The 18,277-nt window shown below is 60.4% G+C and carries 14 protein-coding genes; 4 read left to right on the forward strand and 10 right to left on the reverse strand.

What is annotated here, in order from left to right; genetic code table 11:
- The 9 genes from AC5RK6_RS06655 to trpD all read right to left on the reverse strand — a co-directional run.
- Positions 1–1,439, reverse strand: a 1,439-nt coding sequence (locus AC5RK6_RS06655) for a BspA family leucine-rich repeat surface protein (RefSeq protein ID WP_493926381.1), incomplete at its 3' end; no start/stop codon positions are given.
- 621 nt (positions 1,440–2,060) lie between these two features.
- A complete protein-coding gene (locus tag AC5RK6_RS06660) occupies positions 2,061–3,386 on the reverse strand; it encodes a hemolysin family protein (protein WP_320757532.1) in 1,326 nt (441 codons plus the stop codon).
- Between the two features lie 543 nt (positions 3,387–3,929).
- A complete protein-coding gene (locus AC5RK6_RS06665; protein ID WP_320757533.1) occupies positions 3,930–4,199 on the reverse strand; it encodes a DUF3017 domain-containing protein in 270 nt (89 codons plus the stop codon).
- 80 nt (positions 4,200–4,279) lie between these two features.
- Positions 4,280–5,683, reverse strand: coding sequence for an alpha/beta hydrolase (locus tag AC5RK6_RS06670; protein WP_320757534.1), 1,404 nt, complete (start codon positions 5,681–5,683; stop codon positions 4,280–4,282).
- 67 nt (positions 5,684–5,750) lie between these two features.
- Positions 5,751–7,124, reverse strand: a complete 1,374-nt coding sequence (locus tag AC5RK6_RS06675; protein ID WP_320757535.1) for a cell division protein PerM — start codon at positions 7,122–7,124, stop codon at positions 5,751–5,753.
- A gap of 141 nt (positions 7,125–7,265) precedes the next feature.
- A complete protein-coding gene (gene trpA / locus AC5RK6_RS06680; protein ID WP_320757536.1) occupies positions 7,266–8,063 on the reverse strand; it encodes a tryptophan synthase subunit alpha in 798 nt (265 codons plus the stop codon).
- A complete protein-coding gene (trpB, locus tag AC5RK6_RS06685; RefSeq protein WP_320757537.1) occupies positions 8,056–9,288 on the reverse strand; it encodes a tryptophan synthase subunit beta in 1,233 nt (410 codons plus the stop codon). Before trpB ends, trpA begins: the two co-directional genes overlap by 8 nt.
- A 2-nt stretch (positions 9,289–9,290) precedes the next feature.
- Positions 9,291–10,154, reverse strand: a complete 864-nt coding sequence (trpC, locus tag AC5RK6_RS06690) for an indole-3-glycerol phosphate synthase TrpC (protein ID WP_320757538.1) — start codon at positions 10,152–10,154, stop codon at positions 9,291–9,293.
- Positions 10,147–11,166 carry an anthranilate phosphoribosyltransferase gene (gene trpD, locus AC5RK6_RS06695; RefSeq protein ID WP_320757539.1) on the reverse strand — a complete coding sequence of 340 codons (1,020 nt, stop codon included), beginning with the start codon at positions 11,164–11,166 and terminating at the stop codon, positions 10,147–10,149. The genes trpC and trpD overlap by 8 nt, the downstream gene beginning before the upstream one ends.
- Positions 11,167–11,823: 657 nt before the next feature.
- On the opposite strand from trpD, the gene AC5RK6_RS06700 reads away from it, so the two are divergent.
- From AC5RK6_RS06700 to AC5RK6_RS06715, 4 genes are read left to right on the forward strand one after another with little or no spacing between them, the layout of a single operon-like run.
- Positions 11,824–12,789, forward strand: coding sequence for a metal ABC transporter substrate-binding protein (locus tag AC5RK6_RS06700; RefSeq protein WP_320757540.1), 966 nt, complete (start codon positions 11,824–11,826; stop codon positions 12,787–12,789).
- 3 nt (positions 12,790–12,792) lie between these two features.
- Positions 12,793–13,542, forward strand: a complete 750-nt coding sequence (locus AC5RK6_RS06705; protein WP_320757541.1) for a metal ABC transporter ATP-binding protein — start codon at positions 12,793–12,795, stop codon at positions 13,540–13,542.
- A 12-nt stretch (positions 13,543–13,554) separates the two neighbouring features.
- Positions 13,555–14,628, forward strand: a complete 1,074-nt coding sequence (locus AC5RK6_RS06710) for a metal ABC transporter permease (RefSeq protein ID WP_320757542.1) — start codon at positions 13,555–13,557, stop codon at positions 14,626–14,628.
- Entirely contained in the window at positions 14,625–15,596 is a 972-nt protein-coding gene (locus AC5RK6_RS06715; protein ID WP_320757543.1) for a metal ABC transporter permease, read from the forward strand. The genes AC5RK6_RS06710 and AC5RK6_RS06715 overlap by 4 nt, the downstream gene beginning before the upstream one ends.
- Here AC5RK6_RS06715 and AC5RK6_RS06720 read toward each other — a convergent pair.
- Positions 15,535–18,171 carry a UvrD-helicase domain-containing protein gene (locus AC5RK6_RS06720; RefSeq protein WP_320757544.1) on the reverse strand — a complete coding sequence of 879 codons (2,637 nt, stop codon included), beginning with the start codon at positions 18,169–18,171 and terminating at the stop codon, positions 15,535–15,537. The genes AC5RK6_RS06715 and AC5RK6_RS06720 overlap by 62 nt on opposite strands.
- Positions 18,172–18,277 lie beyond the last annotated feature (106 nt).

Genomic DNA, 18,277 nt, shown 5'->3' on the forward strand with positions numbered 1-18,277 from the left:
TATGGGGTCGTGGTCACAGTCCGGGTTTGCGTGACTTTCCGGGTATTACAGTCCTTGGCACCATCAACCCAACTACTTGTCTCTATGTTCGGCTCGGGTTGCTGACCTGGAATTCCTTTAACAACTACGACGGAAGGAGTGAACCTGAAACCATACTCCGAAGCCTTCTCTGGAATTAGGCCGAGGGTGCCCTGCGTAATCGGGTATTCCCCGGGAGGGTCTCCAGGCTTATAGGTGGTGGAAAGCTCCCCTTGAAGATTAGAACGCTCAGAACCCGGATTTGTACGATATGTGAGAGGCGGTAGCGGATCACCCACATTGAGGAAAATAGGATTAGCACTAGCCGCAATAAATGGGTCAGGACTAATAATATAAGTAATAGGTTTAAAACCGGAAGGTGCGACGCATTGCCAAATAAATACGTCGGCCCCGGTGCCTATTACGTTCCTACAGAAGCTTTCATCGTCTACCTCCGCGAGAACTGCCACACCATCAATTTCTTCGTATACATTGAATCTCGTTTCTTCGTCGAAAATAAAAAAATCACCCTTACTGTTAAACTCCGCAATTATCCGATCTTTAGCAGTTTCCGAGAAGCGTACTGTGGTCTTCCCTTTAGTATTAAAGGCGTACCGTATCCCCTCGTAGTTTCGGTAGAAGCGCTTCAGTGGCCATTTTGCTATATCGAGATATGAAGCCGAAACCGCACCACGAAACATCTCCCTCATACTCCGAATGTTCGGTAGCTCCCATTTACTAACGTCGGGGTCGGCAGAAACAGCATCTCTAAACATCGATTCAGCATTTACTACATTTTTCGTATCCCAATTATTAACGTCGGGATTAGCCACCGCTGCCTTCTTAAACATTGACGATAAATCGCTTACGCTTCCAGTTTTCCAGTTACTAACATCTGGATTGGCCTTTTGCGTGTATGCGAACATACCTCGCATCCTGATGACGTTCTCCGTATTCCAGTTACTAACATCCGGATTTGCGATAGCTGCTTCCGAAAACATTCGACTCATATCGGTCACAGCGCTGGTATTTATACCGGAAGTCGGAAAATCTATCTCCGCAGAGACACATTTAGAGAAAAACGAGCTAGAGTTTGCCGGAAAACTAATTTCCTTATTACGATCCGGCGTGAAAACTATTCTTTTGGGCTCCGTTTCGCCACTCGTGTTACAGTGCCGTTCTTTCAGATCCATCCACTGTTTACGGTCGAGTTCACCATGGCCGGCGACGGTGAGTGTTTTTGTGGTGGAATCCCATGTGGCGGTGAGGTTGGGGCCGACGGGGTACCTGCTGCGCTCTGTTGCGCGTATTTCTCCCCCATCTGGAGTATCGGGTGACGCGAGGCTAGGAGCGGCTACCCCCCCCCCCGCTAAAACAGCAAGCGCGGCAATAACAGCAGCCGCTCGTTTGATCAGCTTCACTACTAACCCCTCACCAATTGATACCGTTACAGGCAGATCTCCCACACCCGTCGCGAAACCATTTTCACGTTCAATAAGGAATAGGAATGAATACGACCGCATAGTCGCTTTCTTGATTTACCTTAGCTAATTTCTACAGCTTTCACCACGTGTCACATTCAGGATAATTCCAGCACCAACCATGTAGTAGTCAGACTTTTCAGCTTATTTACGCGGTAATAGATAGCTACTTGTGACTAAAGTCTCGAGTGAAACGTCTTTTGTAACCAAAATTCAACCGAGCTGAAACGAGCCCACTATAGCTCGATTACCCGCCGAATACGCCGTCGATTTATACATAATAATTAGTTTTCTATACATTCCGACAGTAACTATTTCTATCTATTATTTTTACTGTCGCGAAAATTAGAAACGCGCATAACTCCGTAAAAATGGTATTTTTTACTTTTCTACACTTAGGTTGCAAGACTGCAAGTAGCTCCGTGAAGGTATATCCAGGATTCAACAGCACCGCTACCGCGAGCGCCGGGGGGCGAGCCACCGTCAGCCACCGTGCGATTCCCGCTTCCCGTACGATTCCGCTCGCGCGGGATCCGCTAGTGCTGGCGGCACGGCGGCAGGCTACCGCCCGGCTTCGCTGTGGCCTTCCATCCGGGCCATAGCGATATCCTCCGATTCGGTCACCTGGTCTACCCGCACCCGGTCAATGCGCCGCCCGTCCAGAGATTGCACAGTGAGCTCCACCGCGCCCAGGCGGGTGGAATCGCCCACCTTGGGCATGCGCCCCAGCTGGGCGATGATGTAACCGGCCAGGGTATCGAAAGGCCCTTCGGGTAGCTCCACCCCGAGCATTTTGAGCACTTCGGGGCGGGTGGATAGCCCGTCCATATCCCGCACTCCCCCGTGCACCTGCACCTTGGGAACCTCGCGGTCGTATTCGTCGCGGATTTCGCCCACGAATTCTTCCATCACGTCCTCAATGGTGACGATGCCGTCCGTACCGCCGTATTCATCCACCACGATGGCAAGGTGAGCATGGGCTTTCCGCAGATCCGAGAGTGCTTCCAGCACATCTTTACCCGTCGGGAAGAAGGTCACCGGGCGCACCAAATCGCTCACCCTTTGAGCCGTGGGAGCGGGAGCGAGCATATCGCGGATGTGAAGGAAGCCGATTACGTCGTCGTCGTTCCCACCCCGGCGCACCGGATAACGCGAGTGCTCCAGGGCCGTAACGAGGGGGCGCGCGTCATCGAGGGAAAGTTCCGCGTCGAGGAATTCCACTTCGGTACGCGGCGTCATGACCTCCTGAACGGTGCGGTCCGAAACGGATAGCATCGAGACGACCATATCGCGTTCCTCGGTCCCGATTGTTTCTTGGCTGGCTACAAAGGCACGCAATTCCGCCACGCCCATTTCTTCGCGCTGCTCTTTCGGGTCGCGGCGCAGCAGCCGCAGCACCCCGTTGACGCTCGCGCCCAGGAACCAGATGACCGGGCGCAGCACCGCGGTAATAAAAGCGAGAGGCCGGGCAGCCACCGTGGAGATCGTTTCCGCCGATTGCAGGGCGATGCGCTTGGGCACCAACTCCCCGAACACAATGGAAATATAGGAAATCACGAGCGTGGTGAGTACAAAAGCCAGAGTGGTGGCCCCGTTTTCCGACATCCCCCAGGCGCGGAACGTAGGGGCGATCTCCGGGGCGATGGAGGCCGCACCGAAGGAGGCGGAGAAGAACCCGGCCAGGGTTACGCCCACTTGAACGGCGGAAAGGAACCGGTTGGAATCCGCGGTCAGGCGCTGGATAGTTTTCCCGGAGGGGGAATTTTCCGCCATTTCATCGATTTGTGTTTGCCGCAGGGAGACCAGCGCGATTTCCGAAGCGGCAAAAAACGCGCCGATCAGCGTGAAAACAATAACCCAGATGATGTTCATAGCTAAGGGACTCACTCCACCAGTATGGACGAGCCCGCGCACACTAGCCCCACCGCGTCTCAGAAACAAGCGGCAAGCGAACACGCGGGAGAGGTGGCGCCCTTCCCGCGAGAGCCTCATGAATCTCACATACTTCACTAGTCACACCCAGCAGCTGGGGAGAGGGCATCTGTTTTCAGAACTGTACTTCTCTTGTCGTACATGCGCAGTACATCCAGGAAAAACATACCCTCCTCGCCGGCGCGGCGGCGGAGATGGGGTAAGTCGCCGGCGCGGCGCGAGGCCTTGATCGGCGTTTCAGCACGGCGATCCAGCGCAGTCGTCCAGATCTGCGGGTCAGGCGAGGCGGTCCGGCTAGGCACAGTGTGAGTCCGGGCCATCGCCTCCCGCAGGATGTGCATAAGAGACACAAAATCGCCCTGAAACGGTACTCTCGCGCACACTTTGTTTTCGGGCACGGTTCATGCAGTTCCGGACCGGATCAAAGCCAAGGACACGCAGTCATGAGATCCACTTTTGGCTATTAGCCCTGTGCACCGGGGCGCTGCGGCGTCGTTCTTAAATAACGGGAGGCGTGAGGGCGAAACGCGCCAGGAAAAAGAGTGCTGCGGCGAGGAGAAGGAGGGTGGCGGCGTCCGTGATGCGCGAGCGCACCGAGGGGACGTAGCCGGTGGGCAGGGTCAGGCGCGCCACCGCGAGAACCACGAAGCTACCCGCGAGCGCGAGGATGGCCACGTGCGGATCAGCAAGGAAAGCCAGGGCGATAACGATGCCGATCCAGGCCGCGCAGGCCCAGTAGACCACCGGGTGGGAAAAATGCGCATTCACATCGGCCAGTATATCCCGAGCTCGTGCGGTTATCCGCGGCCTGCGCATAAGGCCCGCCCAGCGCGGAACGCCGCCCGACGCTACATGGTGAAGAGATGGAAGAAGGCACCAATAAAGCGGATGTCCTCAACCGTATGTGTTTTCAGATTGACGGTGAGGAGCAGGGCCACGATCCCCCAGGCGACCGTGAGGCTCACCCAGGTCCAGCGCCGTATCCGGTAGCGCCCCTTGCCGCGCGGCAGGGCGTGCCGGCGGGTCTGCACCGCGTGCCGGGGCACGTAGAGGGGGCGGCGCACCAAGCTGCGCCCGCGCACAACGCTTCCGGCTGCCAGAAGTGCGAAAATCACATAGGCGCCGGCAACGGTTGTTTTTTGGGTCATCCAACCGCGGGTGGCCACCACGCTTTTCGTTCCGCCCGCCTGATCACCATTCCACCAGTCCAGCGCCCCGGGGAGCTGTTTTTTCCACGTATCCCAGGAATGCCCGCCGTTCGGGTCGAGGTGCACGGTGGTTTTCAGGCGCGGGTTATCGACTTCCTCCACGCCGCGAGCCAGTTCCACCGGGTCGTTATCGGTACGGGTCCCGGTGAAGTACATGGATTGCGGCCAACTCGCCTTTTTCATGAGATTGCTGACGGTGAATTGTTCGCGCAGGCCGGGGGCTTGGGTCAGGCCAATAACCGGCACGTTGTACCCGGAAAAGGAAATCACCGAGGCGAACGTTTGCGGATTGTAAAGCCCGAGCACCGGCGCGCACCAACCCCCGTAGGAGGCCCCGGCAATGGCCCAATCGCGCCGATCGGCAGAAACCGAGAAATTCTTGCGTACCATCTGCACGACGTCGCGGTTCACCCAGGTTCCCACCGCGGGCCGCCCGGATAGATCCACGCAATCGGGTTGTTGGTTATCAACATTGAGGGAGGGAACGACGACGATAGTATCCGGCGCGCTCGCCGGCATTGTATGTTCCAAATCCAGCACGCCCGGGATTTTCTCCGTCTGGGAGGGGAATCCCTGGATCATAACGATCACCCGGTAGGTACGGTCCGGGGAATAATCCGGGGGTAGGTAGACCCATACGGGCAGTTCGAGGCCGGACTCAGGGCCGCGGAAGACCGTGCTCACCACCCCACCTCCGGCGGGGGTGAAATCGGTTTTCCATTCCTTCCCTTCGGGCATGGGGATCTCACCGGATTGCCCAGCGTATGTGGGCAGCTCGCTCGTTACTGCGGTCACGGATGCCTTGCCCCCACTTTTCGTGAAAATGGTTTTGACATCGCTCCACGTGCTCGCGTACTGCAAGTTGAGGTTCATCCCCACCCCAATAGCGACGACGCCGCATACCGCCGATATCACCATGGCGAACACCGGAATCGCGGTAGCCAGGCGACGGGTGCGCGGGATAGTGCGCACCCCCAGCGCCAGGAAGGCCAGCGAGCACAGGCCGGCAGCTAGGAGCGCCCCGTGCGTATTGGGTTGAAGCATAGGTAAAATTTTAGGCCGCTCAGGCGGAACCGCGCGCCATTATTTCACTCTATACCCAGCTCTCCTGTTATTTTTCCTCACTTTTCCCACTCTCTTCCCAGTCAGCGGCAGCGGGCTGGGAAGTTGCGGCTTCCGAAGCGGTCGTGGCGGTAGGAGCAGTGGGTGCGGTGGTGACGGCCGGTGCGGCCGGCACGGCCGGTGTGGCCGGCGCCGTGGCTGCCGTGGGCGCGCTCTCCCCTCCCCGTGCTTCGGCACCGGAGGGCGTTACCGTGACCGCGGAAGTAGGCTCTGTGAAGTGGGCGGCGTCGTCGTGCCCCGTCGCAGTGGTGCCACGCAGGGCGCGCCGCACCCGGTAACGCTCCCAGCAGGCGCGCACCCACGTCCAGAAGTCACGCGCCCCGTAGCCGAGGGCGAAGGGTAGCAGCACCGTGAGCGCCACGCAGCCGGTGAGGAGCGGGGCATCTGTGCCCACCTCCAGCATGCGGCCCGGGCCGATCCCGCCGGTGGCGAATTGCCCGGCCAGGGCCACAATGACCAGAAGTTCCAAGGCGCCCACCGCGGCGCTCACCCACTCGCGCGGGCGCAGCGAGCGGATAACACCCCATGTCAGACCGATGAGGATGGGAATGATGAGAAGCCAGGCGGGGCGCAGCGCCGGATCGGGCAGCAGGCCGAAAACGGGAAGGCCGGGGATGGGAGCAAAACTACCTCCCAGGGCCGAAAAGACGGCTCCGCTGCCCACCGTGAAACCAGCACCGGTCACGTAGGCCAGTGCCCATACCGCCAGTGCGGGGGCGAAAAGCAGCTGGGTGAGAGTGAAGAGAATGGTGCCGGTGAGATCGGTCAGGTAGGCGGCGTGCAAGGCCCGGACCTGCCCGAAACCAAGCGCCAGCGCGATAAGAACCAGGAGGAGGCTTACCGCGCCCAGGGTAGCGGCCAGCGGCGCAATGAGGCGCCAGCCGCGTTCGAGGATAGCTACGCCGGGCCAGGCCGGCCGCTCCAGCCAGGCGCATTGGCTAGCGAGGAAACCGAGTACCGCGCCTCCCACGAGGGCGTGAAGCAGGGAGGATTGCGGGAGGGAGAAGAGGCAGATCACCGCGGCGCTTCCCGCCCCGCTCAACGTTGCGATAGCAACGTCCCACCAGTCTTCCACCACGATGGCACGCAAGAAACGCACCGTGAGCCAAGCGATGAGCGCAGTGAGGAGCAGCGGCATGAGGCCGATATGCCCACCCGCGGTTACCAGCGGTGAGCCGAGCGCGAGCAGCCACAGGGAGCCGCCCAGGCGCGCAGCGCCCTGCCAGGTCACATCTCCGAGCAGCGGGGAGGCCGCGGTGAGGGTGTAGCCGAGCAGGCAGATGAGCACCACCGTGATCCAGGTGAGAACCACGGGCTGGATAACAGCCAGAGCGAGCGCCACGCGGCGCGAATACGTTAACATCCCTTCCATGGTGACGCGCGGAGCGGGCCGGGCCGCGGAAGAGAGCCCGGCGTGTTGCTCACCGCACTGTCCTCTCGCGGCCGCTGCGCGCACCCGGACCTTCGCTCCGCCACGCGCACCGGCGTTCTCACTCCACGCTGCCTAGCCCAGCGCTCCCTTGAGTTCACTCACCCGGCTGGCAATATCCGCAGCAATCTCCTCCGCGCTGTTTCCGGCGGTGGCCAGTTCGTGAATACGGGAAACCAAGGCCGAGCCCACAATCACGCCGTCGGAGAGGGCGCCCATACGCGCGGCTTGCTCCGGGGAAGAAATCCCAAACCCGATTGCGCACGGGGTATCGGTGACCGAACGAATCTTCTCCACGATGGCACCCACATCGGTGGTGATATTCGAGCGCATGCCCGTCACCCCCATGGAGGAAACCACATAGAGGAACCCGCGCGCCGCTCGCGCAATCGCTGCAATCCGATCCTCGGAAGTGGGCGCGATTAGCGAAATAAGATCCACGTTGTGGGGCGCGAGTGGTGCTTCGAATTCGTCCTTTTCTTCAAAAGGCACATCGGGGAGAATCACGCCGGAAACCCCCACCTCCGCGCAGCGACGCGCGAAACGCTCCGGGCCGTAGGAGAAGACCACATTGGCGTAGGTCATAATGACGAAAGGGCACTCCAGATCCGGGCGCACCTGGCCGATCATCTCAAAAATTTTGTCCGTTGTAGCTCCCCCGCGCAGCGCACGCTCCGAGGATGCCTGGATGACGGGGCCCTCGGCGGTCGGGTCGGAGAAAGGCACGCCGAATTCAATGAGATCCGCACCGGCCCGGCCGGCTGCTCGAATGATCTGCGCCGTCGTACCTAAATCCGGATCCCCGCAGGTAAAGAACGGAATAAAAGCTTTGCCACGGGAAAAAGCCCGGGCGATGGGTACCTGTTTAGTCATGGATATCTTCTCCCCGGTAGCGCGCGATGGCCGCGACGTCCTTATCCCCGCGGCCCGAGAGCGTGACAATGATAATTTTGCCCGGCATCTCCGGGGCGATTTTCATGGCGTGCGCAAGAGCGTGCGCCGATTCAATCGCGGGAATAATCCCCTCGGTACGCGAAAGATACTCGAAAGCGCGCACTGCCTCCGCATCGGTGACCGGAACGTATTCCGCGCGCCCGATATCGTGCCAGTAGGCGTGCTCGGGGCCGATCCCCGGGTAATCCAAGCCAGCAGAGATGGAATACACCGGGGCGATCTGCCCGAATTCATCCTGGCAGAAATACGATTTCATGCCGTGGAAAATACCTTCGGTGCCGGTGGCGATGGTGGCGGCGGTATCCGGGGTATCCACGCCCCGCCCGGCCGCCTCCGCGCCGATGAGACGCACGCCCGCATCATTCACGAAGTTATAGAAAGAACCGGCCGCGTTCGAGCCCCCGCCCACGCAGGCGATGACCGCATCGGGCAGGCGCCCCTCGGCCTGGAGAATCTGGGCGCGTGCCTCGCGGGAAATCACCGCCTGGAAGTCACGCACGATCGTGGGGAAAGGATGCGGACCCATAACTGAGCCGAGGCAGTAGTGGGTGTCACTCACTCGGCCCGTCCATTCGCGGAAAGCCTCGCTAGCGGCATCCTTGAGAGTGCCGGTCCCCGATTTGACGGCCACCACGTCCGCACCCAGCAGCCGCATCCGATAAACGTTAAGGGCCTGACGGCGGGTATCTTCCTCACCCATGAACACCACGCACTCCATGTTGAAGAGCGCCGCGGCCGTGGCGGTGGCGACCCCGTGCTGACCGGCCCCGGTTTCCGCGATGAGGCGGGTTTTGCCCATTTTCTTCGCGAGCAGCGCCTGTCCGAGCACATTATTGATTTTGTGGGCGCCGGTGTGGTTGAGATCCTCACGTTTGAGGTAGATCTTCGCTCCCCCGAGGTCGCGCGTCATCCGCTCCGCGTAGTAGAGGAGGGAGGGCCGCCCCGCGTAATTATTGAAGAGCTCGGTGAGTTCGGCATTAAATTCCGGGTCATCACGGTAGTGCCGGTAAGCGGCGTCCAGTTCTTCGATAGCCGGCATAAGAGTTTCGGGGATGAACTGCCCGCCGTGGATCCCGAAACGACCCGGGCGCTCAGGGGTGCCGGTTTCCGGCGCGGAACTTCCCATCGTGTGTTCTGCGGTCATGATTACTCTTTCTCCTGTGCGGGGGCGACGACGCGCGCCGCGGCCTGGCGCCACTGGGCCAATACACCTACTTTATCCGCGCTGCGCATGAGAGCCTCCCCCACGAGCACCGCGTCGGCACCGCCGGCCGCGAGCGCCTCCACATCCGCGGCCCCGCGCACCCCCGATTCAGCGACGACGAGCGCTGTGCTATCGATACGGGTACGCAACTGACCCACCGTGGCCAGATCCACCGAAAAATCTTTGAGATTGCGGTTATTAATACCGATAATGCGGGCGCCGGCAGCCTGGGCGGAATCAATTTCCGCGGCGTCGTGGGTTTCCACCAGGGCTGAAAGCCCGAGGGAATGCGCCAGCTCGAGGTACTCGCGCAGAGTCGCGGTATCCAGGAGCGAGCAGATGAGCAGCACCGCGCTGGCTCCCAGCACTTTCGCTTGGTAGATCTGGTAAGATTCCACCACGAAATCTTTGCGCAGGCAGGGCGTGGTCACGGTGCGCGCAATCTCCTCCAGATAGCGGTCCGAGCCGAGGAACCATTGCGGTTCGGTCAGCACGGACATCGCCTCTGCCCCGGCTGCTTCGTAAGAACGGGCGATATCGAGGTAGGGGAAATCTTCGGCAATAATTCCCTTCGAAGGCGAGGCTTTTTTCACCTCGCAAATGAAACTGAGTCCGGGGCCGCGCAGGGCGGCCTCGAAGGGGAAACTGGCCGGATCGCTCCCGAGTGCGGGCGCGGCGGCAGCGGGTGCGGGTGCCGCGGCGAGCCCTTCGGCGAGTTCACGCATGCGAGCCGCGGGTATCTGTTCTTTATCGCGGGCCACTCGCTTCCGGGTAGCGGCGGCGATCTGCTCCAAAATATTAGGCACGTGAAGCCTCCACGAATTCGTCGATCTTGCGGTAGGCACTACCGTCGTCAATAAGGTCGCCGGCCATATCCACGCCCGCGGCGATGGAGCGGGCCTTGCCGGCGATATAGAGACCGGCGCCAGCATTAAGCTGAACTACATTGCGCTTGGGGCCGGTGATGTTGCCGGAGAGGATATCGCGGGTGATCTGGGCGTTTTCTTCCGGGGTGCCACCGAGCATATCAGCCGGGGTAGCACGGTTAAAACCAAACACATCCGGGGACATCTCGAAGGTGCGGTATTCCCCGTTCCGTACTTCGCAGACCGTGGTGGGTGCGGAGAGGGAAATCTCATCGAGCTTGTCCTGGCCGTAGACCACGAGACCGTGATGGACACCCAGGTCATTGAGGACGCGGGCGAGGGGTTCGACGAGGTATTCGTCGTACACGCCGAGGACCTGGTATTCGGGGTGGATCGGGTTGGTGAGCGGTCCAAGGATATTGAAGACGGTACGGAAACCGAGTTCTTTGCGGATTCCCCCCACGTTCTTCATGGACTTGTGGTAGAGCTGGGCGAACATGAAGCACATACCCACCTCATTGAGGAGGCGCCGGCAGGTATCCGGATCCTGGTTGATATTCACCCCGAGGGCTTCCAGGCAGTCAGCGGTACCGGAAAGCGAGGAAGCGGCACGGTTGCCGTGCTTGGAGACCTTAACTCCCCCGGCGGCCAGCACGAACATCGAGGTCGTGGAGATGTTGAAGGAATGGGCGTTATCCCCGCCGGTGCCCACGATTTCCAGGGTGGGGAAGGGTACCTCGAAGTAATCAGCGTGCTCACGCATGGCGGTGGCGCAGCCGGAAATCTCATCGGTGGTCTCTGCGCGCGCATTCTTGGTGGATAGCGCGGCCAGGAAAGCTGCCGTTTGGGTGGGGGTGCTTTCCCCGCCCATGATCTCATTCATAACGGTATAGGCCTCGTCGTAGGTGAGATCCTGCTTGGAGACAACTTTAATAATGGCTTCTTTAATCATGACAACTCCGTACGTGTGGAAAGACTTTTGGACTGCATTTTTCTGGACTGCGATGCTAATCGGGCTGTACCAAGTTAAGCGGGCTGTGCCATCGCCCCCTGGCGGCTTTCCACCAGCGGCAGCGCAGCTGCGCGTGGGTGGAGGTAGAAAATGTGGTGGTAGCCAAGCGATACGTGGATATCACATCGGGGACATGGTGCTCAGGTAGATGCGGTAGGTCCCGGTGCACGGGATTCTCCTCTCAAGTGGTTGGGGCGGCGTGGTTGCGCCGCAGGACGCGCTTCTTAGGCGCGCCACCATCGCCAGGCCGCACCGGCCCGGACCCGTACCTTGAGATCCTGCTGCATAGCTGTGAGCTTAGCCCACCCCGAACATAGCCCCCACCCCGGTCCATCATGCGGACAAGCAAGGGCGAAGATGAGCTAGCGACGGCGGCGTTCCACTACAAGCGAGCCACGGTGCCGCACCTACGCGAGCCGGACCGCAGCTACCAGGCACGCAATTATCATTATTGACTTTTCACCCAGCGATTCCCGGGATTTTTCGCGATGTTTCGCAGATTCACCCTAGTGCTTTATGCGTGCATCAGTTAACATATTCGAGTCCCGAGTAAAGAAACCCATACCTTACATGCTTTCGTGATTGAAGAAGGACACCATGAAACATTCTGTTAAGTTGGCCGCGATTGCCGCGGCCGGGGCTTTGGCACTCGCATCTCTAACCGGCTGCGCTACCGAAAATAAGGGCGCATCCGATTCGGCTTCCTCCGACTCCTCAAAGGCCGCGGGCCTGTCGGTGGTGGCAACAACCGGTTACCTCGAGGACGTTATTCGCAACGTCGCCCCCGAGGCTAACGTAACCACCCTGGTCAAGCCCGGCGGTGATCCTCACACCCAGGAACTGACCACCCAGGATACCCAGGCCATTGAAAAGGCCGATCTTGTAGTGTGGACCTCCCACGATATGGAACACAAGATGATGGGCCAGCTTGAGAAGCTCGGTGACCGCCAGATCGCGGCCGCCGAAGCTATCCCGGAAGCTAAGCTCCTCCCCTGGGAAGAAGACGGCAAGATCGAAGGCCACGATCCGCACGTGTGGAACTCCCCGGAGAACTGGCAGTACGTGGTGACGGCCACCGCCGCCAAGCTCGGTGAGATCGACGCTGCCAACGCGGATCTCTACAAGGCCAATGCGGAAAAGTACAACAAGAAGATCGCTGCGGCCGCTGAAGAAGCCAAGGCAAAGTTCGATAAGATCCCGAAAGAAAATCGCGTACTTATCACCGGGCATGACGCCTTTAACTACCTGGGGGCTTCTTTCGGTATTGAAATTCACGCCACCGATTTTGTTTCTTCCGAATCGGAAATGTCCGCGGTGGAGCTCAACGAGCTCGCCACCCTCATTGCCGAACGCAAGGTCCCGGTGATCTTCCAGGACAACCTCAAGAACCCGGAAGTCATTAAGCACCTCCAGGACGCCGTGCGTGAAAAGGGCTGGCACGTTAAAGTCTCGGATAACGAGCTTTTCGCTGATACCCTCAGCTCCGAAGCCCCCACGAATACCTACCTGGGTGCTTTCAAGTACAACGTTGACTCCATCGTCAGCGCGCTCTCGCAGAAATAGGTGATGTTGATGGGATCCGCTACCACGCTGGCCTGTCAGATTGACCACCTGAGCGTCGCCTACCAGGATATGATCGCGGTGAGCGATGTTTCGCTCCGCGTCAGTCCAGGCCAGGTGGTGGCGCTTCTCGGTCCGAACGGCGCGGGGAAATCTACCGTCATGAAGGCTTCCCTGCGTCTCGTTCCCGCTCTCGCCGGGGAGGTCACCTTCTTCGGCGAACCTCTCCCCCGGGTACGTTCACGTCTTGCGTACGTGCCGCAAACCGCCACCGTGGATTGGGATTTCCCGACCACGGTGGGCGACGTCGTGCTTATGGGCACCTACGCCCAACTCGGCTGGCTGCGCCGGCCGGGCGCGCGCCAACGCGAAGCGGCTGCCGCGGCAATGGAGCGCCTGGGGATTTCCGATCTTGCTCACCGCCATATTAACGAGCTCTCCGGTGGCCAACAGCAGCGAACCTTCGTGGCACGTGCCCTGGCCCAGAACGCTGAGCTCTACCTCATGGATGAACCCTTCGCGGGCATTGATATCACTTCCCAGCAGGCGATTATGACGCTGTTGCGCGAACTCGTAGCTGAGGGGAAGACCGTCATGATCGTGCATCACGATTTGCAAACGGTTCCTGATTTCTGCGATAGCGTGGTGCTGCTTTCGAGCGGCAAACTGGTGGCGAGCGGGAGCGTGGAAAAGGCCTTCACCGCGGATAATATTGCGCGGGCGTACGGCCTTTCAGTGGCGCTCGAACGCAAGTGAGGGCACGGGGCAATGATTGATTTTATTTCCCCGCTGGAATTGTGGGGAACCTACATTTTCCGCACCATGCTGATCGGCACCACCCTCATCGGGGTGTTTTCCGGGGTGGCGGGCTGCCTGCTTTATTTGCGCCGCCAGTCACTGGTTTCCGATGTTATCGGGCACAGCTCCATTCTCGGTGTTGTTGCCGCGTTCACCGTGGCGACGCTGCTGGGCACTGATGGGCGCTCGATGGTGGTCCTAGTTCTCGGGGCGAGCGCGGCGGCGATGTGCGCCGTCGTTCTCACCAATATCATCGTGGCGCATTCAAAAGTGAAGCCGGATGCCGCCATGGCGATCTGCCTCTCGCTGTTTTACGGGGGCGGGATGGTGTGCCTGCGCCTACTTACCCATTCTCACCTGCCCAATCGCGGCGGGATCGACAGCTACATGTTTGGGAATGCGGCGAATGTACGCGCCGGGGACCTGGTGACCATCACCGTGTTTGGGCTGCTCACCGTTGCCGTTATCCTCGCTTTCTTCAAAGAAATCAAATTGGTAACTTTCGACCCGGTCACGGCACAATTGCAGGGTTTCAGCCCGCGGGTGCTCACTCCGCTCATGCTGGTGCTCGTCACCATCGCCATCGTTATTGGGATTAAGGGCGTGGGGCTTATTCTCATGGTGGCTTTCGCAATTATGCCGGCCGCGGCCGCGCGCCAGTGGACGCACCGCATGTCCTCGATGATGGTGCTGGCCGGTATTTTCGGTGGGGTTGCGGGCGCGGCGGGTGCGTACCTATCCGTGTGCCTGGGGAAGGTTCCCACCGGCCCCGTTGTGGTCATCCACCTTTTCGTTATTTTCGCCTTGTCTTTGCTGGCCGCGCCGCGCCGCTCCATCGTGGTGGTGGCATTGCGTCAGCGGCGTTTGCGTGAAGATCTAGTGGCGCGGGCACGCGCTGCTACCGCGGATCCGGTTACGGGAACGGTAACAGCCACCGCAGCGGTGCAAAAATCGGCGACGACGCCGGCGCCTGCGGCGCCGGCCGGTGTGGCAGCGCCCGCTGGTGTGGCAGCGCCCGCTGGTTCGGAAAGGAGTGAGCGATGAGTTTCATCGTGGCAGTGATGTTGCTTGCGGTGGTGACCGCGGTAACCTGCGCACTTCCCGGGGTTTTCCTGGTGTTACGTGGCCGGTCCATGCTGGTGGATGCGATGTCCCACGCGGTGCTCCCGGGAATTGTTATCGGCACAATTCTTTCCGGTTCCACGCATTCCCCGGTGATGGTGGTGTGCGCGGCGCTCATGGGTTTGGTGGTGGTGCTGGGTGCCCAGCAATTGGACCGCACCCGGTTGCTGACCGGGGATGCCAGCCAGGGCGTGATTTTCCCGGTACTTTTCGCCCTGGGTATTTTGTTGCTCTCGACCACACTTTCCCACGTCCATATTTGCCAGGACACTGTGCTGACCGGGGATCTCAATCTCATGGCCCTCAGCCCAGAACATATCATTATCGGCGGTTATGATATCGGCCCGCGCACCATGTGGCAGCTGCTCGCGGTGTGCGCGCTCAACGCTATTTTCATCGCGGTGTTTTTCCGGGTGCTCAAAACCGATACCTTCGACAGTGATTTCGCGGCGACCATCGGGTTCCCGGTGCGGGCGGTGGAGCTGGGGCTCATGATGCTGGTCTCGCTGACCGTGGTGGCAGCTTTCAACGCCGCGGGGGCGATCCTCGTGATCGCTCTTATGGTGGTTCCGGCCGCCACGGCGATTCTTTTCGCCCGCTCGCTGCGCCACCTTCTGGTTCTCACCATGATTATTGCGGTGGCTGAAGCGCTCCTTGGTTTCGTGCTGGCCCTCTACCTGGATTTGGCTACCTCGGCGATGATGGCTTTCACCGACGGGGTGGTGTTCTTGAGCGCGCTGGCCTGGCGCAAGCTAGGCGGGCGAGCAGCGGCGCGCAGCCACCGCCGCACCCTGAGCGTACCGGCTAATACCGCTGTGCCCCTTGGGGCTACCGGGGTTGCTTCTCCACTTTCGTCAAGGGAGCGAAGCGCAGCATCAAACGTTTCGTGACCGAGCCGAAAGCTACCTTCGCGGTGGTGGACTTTCCCCGGCCTTCAAAGCCGAGGATGGTCCCCCGCCCGAAGGAGCGGTGCTCTACCGTGTCACCTACCGCGAAGCCTTTGGTATCCGGCACGGTATCTGCCGCGCCGGCGGAGCTACCTGCGGCGCCCGCGGACTTTTCCGAAGCACCTGCGGCGCCCGTCTGTGGGCCAGCCGCGTTAGCCACGTTGCTTTCCGAGGAATCTGCTTGAGAAGCCGAGTTCGCGGCGGCGGGTACCCCGAGTTTCCCGGGTTTAAATTTGCCCGAACCGATAACTGGTCCAGCGTCGTCGTCAAAGAACGATGCGGAGTGCCGCTGCCGACTCCCCCACCCGTATCCAGAACCGATACCGGATCCGATGCCGGCCCCGCGCACGAGATCCTGAGAGGACTGTTCCCGGCGCCAGTCAATAAGTTCGGGCGGGATTTCTTCAATGAAACGCGAGGGCGGGAATTCCTGAGGGGCGCCCCAGGAGGAGCGCGCTGCTGCCCGCGATATATAAAGGCGTTCGCGTGCACGAGTGAAGGCCACGTAGGCGAGACGGCGTTCCTCAGCCAATTCGCGCCGGTCATCCAGGGAGCGCATATGCGGGAAGGTGCCATCTTCCAGGCCGGTCACGAACACAACCGGGAATTCCAGACCTTTCGCGGTGTGGACCGTCATGAGGGTGGTTTCCCCTTCGGATTCGCTACCTTCGGGAAGCCGATCCGTATCTGAGACCAGCGAAATCTGGTCCAGCCACTCCCCCAGCCCAGCATCCGGATTTTGGGCGGAAAATTCCACCGCGACCGCGTGTAATTCGGCCAGGTTTTCCACCCGGCTGAGATCCTGCGGGTCTTTGGATTCTTGTAGCACGGCCAGGTACCCGGATTCGTCCATGAGGTAATCGAGGATATCCGCGGGTTTACCGCCGGACTCCGCTTCAGCGCGGGCCTGTTCCAGGATGCGGGCCAGAGCGGCGACGGCGCTGCGGGCCCGGGCCGTCAGCCCCGCAACCTCACCACGCTCCGGGTGAGGATTGGCCACATCCGCTACCGCAGCGCCGAAGGAAATATTCCAGCGTTGGGCATGGGTGGCCAGATGGCCCTGTGCGGTATCCCCCACCCCGCGTTTCGGTTCGTTAATAATGCGGCGCAGCGAGACGGTATCATCCGGGTTCGCCACCGCGTGCAGGTACGCGAGGGCATCCTTGATTTCTTTACGTTCGTAGAAGCGGGTACCGCCGATCACCCGGTAGGGAATCCCGGAGCGCACGAACATTTCTTCCAGGGCACGCGCCTGGGAATTGGTGCGGTAAAACACAGCGACATCCCCGTAGCGCACCCCGTTATCATCCCGGAGCCGGTCAATTTCCGTGACAACGAAATGGGCTTCATCGCTTTCCGAATCGGCCACGTAGCCGGTGATCTTTTCCCCGCTACCCGAATCCGTCCACAGTTTTTTGGGCCGGCGCCCTTCATTGTGGGAGATCACAGCATTGGCAGCCGAGAGAATATTTTGGGTGGAGCGATAGTTTTGCTCCAGGACCACGCTGGTGGCATCCGCGAAGTCCTTCTCAAAATCCTCAATATTGCGGATAGTGGCCCCGCGGAAGGCGTAAATGGACTGATCGGCATCGCCCACCACGGTGAGGGAGGAGCGTTCCGGGCCTTGCCCGGCGAGGGTGCGCACCAGAACATACTGGGCGTGGTTGGTGTCCTGATATTCATCCACCAAAATATGGCGGAAACGCGTGCGGTAGCGTTCGGCAATATCCGGATGGGAGGTGAGCACCTCCACCGTACGCATAATAAGATCATCAAAATCCAGCGCATTGGCACGCTCCAGGCGATTCTGGTAGGCGGCATATGCCTGGGCCAGCACCTGGCCATCCCGATCGGTGGCGGCCGCGGCCTGCGCAGCCGGGGTAACCAGTTCATCCTTGAGATTGGAGACCTGGCGACTGAGCATTTTGGGTGGGTAGGCCCGGATGTCAATATTTTCTTCCCGGCACACCATGGTCATGAGGCGCTGGGAATCTGCGGCATCGTAAATAGTAAAAGTGGAACGCATCCCGAGCGCGCGGTGTTCGGCGCGCAGAATCCGCACGCAGGCAGAATGGAAGGTGGAGATCCACATACCGCGGGCCAGGCCGCCGAGCATTCCCTCCAAACGTTCGCGCATTTCCCGGGCGGCCTTATTGGTGAAAGTAATGGCGAGGATATTGGCCGGATGAGCCTGCCCGGTGGCGATGAGATAGGCAATACGCGAGGTAAGTACCCGGGTTTTCCCCGAGCCGGCCCCGGCGACCACGAGCAGCGGACCGCCGGTGTGGACCACGGCTTCCCGCTGGGCGCTATTGAGGCCGGTGAGAATACGCGCCGCCGCGCCCGAAACCTCCGGCATATTCGCAGCCTCCGCCCTGCCCTGACCTGTAGGCGCACTTTCACCGGCCTGGGCTGGTGCGGGCACACCCGGGCGCCGCCCCACGGTAGCCCCGGCTTGCTGTGCGGCCGCCACGCGTTCCCGCAGCCGCGCGATTGTTGACTTGTACGATTCCTCCATAGCCCTTCTAGGGTACGACACCACCCCGACACAAAAAACGCCCCCGAGCTTCGCGTTGCTCTCACTCCGGTCACAGGCGGATGACATGCGGCACCTACCTGCCCGG

It is taken from the genome of Actinotignum sp. usb-actsch-213, from assembly GCF_059085665.1.